This is a genomic window from Neobacillus terrae (assembly GCF_011393025.1).
Lineage (GTDB): Bacteria > Bacillota > Bacilli > Bacillales > Cytobacillaceae > Neobacillus_A > Neobacillus_A terrae.
Map to the genome: position 1 here is coordinate 1 of NZ_JAAOEO010000064.1, position 2947 is coordinate 2947.

At 41.2% G+C, this 2947-nt stretch carries 3 protein-coding genes; 1 reads left to right on the forward strand and 2 read right to left on the reverse strand.

Translation table 11 applies throughout. The features are described from left to right. Window positions 1–458, forward strand: a 458-nt coding sequence (locus tag G8761_RS26550) for a hypothetical protein (RefSeq protein WP_166030934.1), incomplete at its 5' end; no start/stop codon positions are given. A 53-nt stretch (window positions 459–511) separates the two neighbouring features. Here the strand turns inward: G8761_RS26550 and purB are convergent. Further along, window positions 512–1804: an adenylosuccinate lyase gene (gene purB / locus G8761_RS26555; RefSeq protein WP_166030935.1), complete on the reverse strand. Its 1293-nt coding sequence runs from the start codon at window positions 1802–1804 to the stop codon at window positions 512–514. Window positions 1805–2005: 201 nt separating this feature from the next. Then, window positions 2006–2200: an NETI motif-containing protein gene (locus G8761_RS26560; protein ID WP_166030936.1), complete on the reverse strand. Its 195-nt coding sequence runs from the start codon at window positions 2198–2200 to the stop codon at window positions 2006–2008. Window positions 2201–2947: the final 747 nt, after the last annotated feature.

Below are 2947 nucleotides of genomic sequence, written 5' to 3' on the forward strand. Positions count from 1 at the left end.
TTGCAAAAATGGCAGAACCTACTGGCGCTTTAAAATCAGGTCCTGCTCCTACAGGCAATCAGGCCAAAAGTAAAACAGCTCCAGCTCAAGGAATGGATGCAAAAAGTTTAATGACTGAATTTGCAAAAATAGCAGAACCTAATGGCGCTTTAAAATCAGGTCCTACTCCTACAGGCAATCAGGCCAAAAGTAAAACAGCTCCAGCCCAAGGAATGGATGCAAAAAGTTTAATGACTGAATTTGCAAAAATAGCAGAACCAAATGGCGCTTTAAAATCAGGTCCTGCTCATACCAACGGTCATCAGGCCACAAACACAGCTTCTGCCCATACCAACGGACAGGGAAAAGGTACACCTACTGATGCTGAGGAAGCAATCATCAGCCAAATAGAGAATGCTATTGAGCAAAAGGGCGGTAACGTAGAGCTCGATCAAATCCTGCCGAATAATCCGCTCTAAATTTTATATTAAAATAATGAAAATGGCTGGCGTAATTCGCCAGCCATCTTTTATTAAAGGCCAAGTCTTTCAAAAATTGTATCAACATGCTGCAGATGATATTTATAATCAAAACAGTCTGCGAGTTCCTCTATAGATAAAAGAGAAGTTATTTTTTCATCGTCTTCAAGAAGCTGGCGGAAAGGAACTTGTTTTTCCCAGGCCTCCATTGCTTTTGGCTGTACCAAATCGTAGGCTTCCTCACGCACAAGTCCTTTGTCAATTAAAGCCAAAAGAACACGCTGTGAATAAATAAGGCCAAGAGTGCGACCCATGTTTCGCTTCATGTTTTCCGGGAACACAGTTAGATTTTTAACGATGTTTCCAAAGCGATTTAACATATAGTTAACTGCAATGGTCGCGTCGGGAAGGATAATCCTTTCTGCTGAAGAATGGGAAATATCCCTTTCATGCCATAATGGAACATTATCATAGGCAGTCTGCATATAACCGCGGACAACCCTTGCTAGTCCTGCCATGTTTTCAGAACCAATTGGATTTCGTTTGTGGGGCATGGCTGAAGATCCTTTTTGACCCTTTGCAAAAAATTCTTCTACTTCCCTTGTTTCACTCTTCTGCAGTCCGCGTATTTCCACCGCAAATTTTTCGATTGACGTCCCAATCAGCGCTAGTGTCGCCATATAATGGGCATGCCGATCCCTCTGAAGCGTTTGTGTGGAGATTGGAGCCGCCTTTAACCCTAGCTTTTCGCAAACATAAGACTCCACAAATGGATCAATATTTGCATATGTACCAACAGCACCTGAGATTTTTCCATACTCAATTCCTTCTGTTGCATCTCTGAAACGCTGTAAATTACGTTTCATTTCTTCATGCCAGAGAGCAAGCTTTAACCCGAAGGTAGTAGGCTCAGCGTGAACCCCGTGCGTACGCCCCATCATAACCGTATATTTGTGTTCCTGAGCCTTTTGACCAAGTATGTCAATGAATCGTTTGATATCCTTTTCAATTATGGTATTTGCCTGTTTCAAAAGATACGATAGTGCGGTATCTACGACATCTGTAGAGGTTAGTCCATAATGGACCCATTTCCGTTCTTCACCAAGCGTTTCAGAAACAGCACGGGTAAAAGCCACAACATCATGCCTTGTTTCTTCTTCTATTTCCTTAATGCGATCAATATTAAATCCCGCATTTTTCCGGATGGCTGCTACATCCTCTTTAGGAATATCTCCTAGTTCAGCCCATGCTTCACATGCTAGAATCTCTACTTCAAGCCATGCCTTAAACCGGTTTTCTTCTGTCCAAATTGCTCCCATCTCGGGGCGTGTATAACGCTCGATCATCTCTTATCAGCCCTTTCTTTTGTTTCTATTTTTCCCTAAGGAAACTTAATTTACATATAACCCACTTAAGTAAAAAGCCCAGACAGACACTTTGCTAAAAAGGTCTATTTGGGCTTATGTCTATTCCATCATAGCAAGGTTTTTTTGCCTATGTCAACCAATTGGCGAACATTATAGTTAAAATAAGTGAAAATGTTCGGTTTAATCTTCAGGTATCGCTTCAAAAACAATTTTTCGGCCGATTGGTTCGTAAACCGTTTCATTTCCTTTTTTGATCTCCTGAAAAACCGGCTTCTCCGTGCGCTTTACCGGAACATACCCTTCTTTACGTATTCGATCCAGGCAATCCCCAATAGTCTCATTCTCCAGTACTTCAAAAGTCATTTTCTTTCCCATAAATAAATCTCCCTTTCCCTCAGGTGCTCCTATTAACTATTATGGCTAATTTACATGTTTTGATTAATTTGGGCTTACCGTGTCCCATTTATGATAATAAACCTTATGCAGATACTCAATACCCGAAGCAGACGAGATTTATAGCAGCAGAAGAATAAGCAGGGAGCCGATTTAATGGTTATCAAGTAAGAGCTCTTGTGTCATTCTGCATAAATTAAAGAGATTTCTACCTTTCATGTAAACTTCTTTGCCACAAATTATATTAAAGACTTGCCCGTGGGGCCTACAAGGCTTTTTTTAAAGAGGGGGAATCTGCTCTCTTTCCACGGACGAACCGGTAAAAGCCTACTCGTTCATGCATTACTGTGGGGTCTCGCCAGCCCGCTTTTCCGCCGGACAGTGAACTTGCGCCTCGAATAAACACTGCGGAAGGAAATTCGAATGCATTTTCGAGGAGTGCCGCAAATTCCCTTCCTTCATAATTAATAGAGCGTTCTATTTAAAGGAGATCTCTTGTCTATTTCTTGGCTTCTACAATTTTCAACCGATGTTCTACAATTTTTAATTAAACTTCTACACTTTTAGCTAAAACTTCTACATATTTTAGGCAAGTTTCTACATTTATCACAATTTCCCGTATTCCATGCCGACGTAGTTATCTTTAACCACAAAAAAAAGACAACCCATACAGGTTGTCTTTCGTTTGCCTGGCAACGTCCTACTCTCACAGGGACGCATGTCCCAACT

Excerpts from the sequence above, each read along its gene's own strand:
- G8761_RS26560 (WP_166030936.1), bottom strand. The coding sequence starts at position 2,200 with ATGGGAAAGAAAATGACTTTTGAAGTACTGGAGAATGAGACTATTGGG.
- purB (WP_166030935.1), bottom strand. The coding sequence starts at position 1,804 with ATGATCGAGCGTTATACACGCCCCGAGATGGGAGCAATTTGGACAGAA.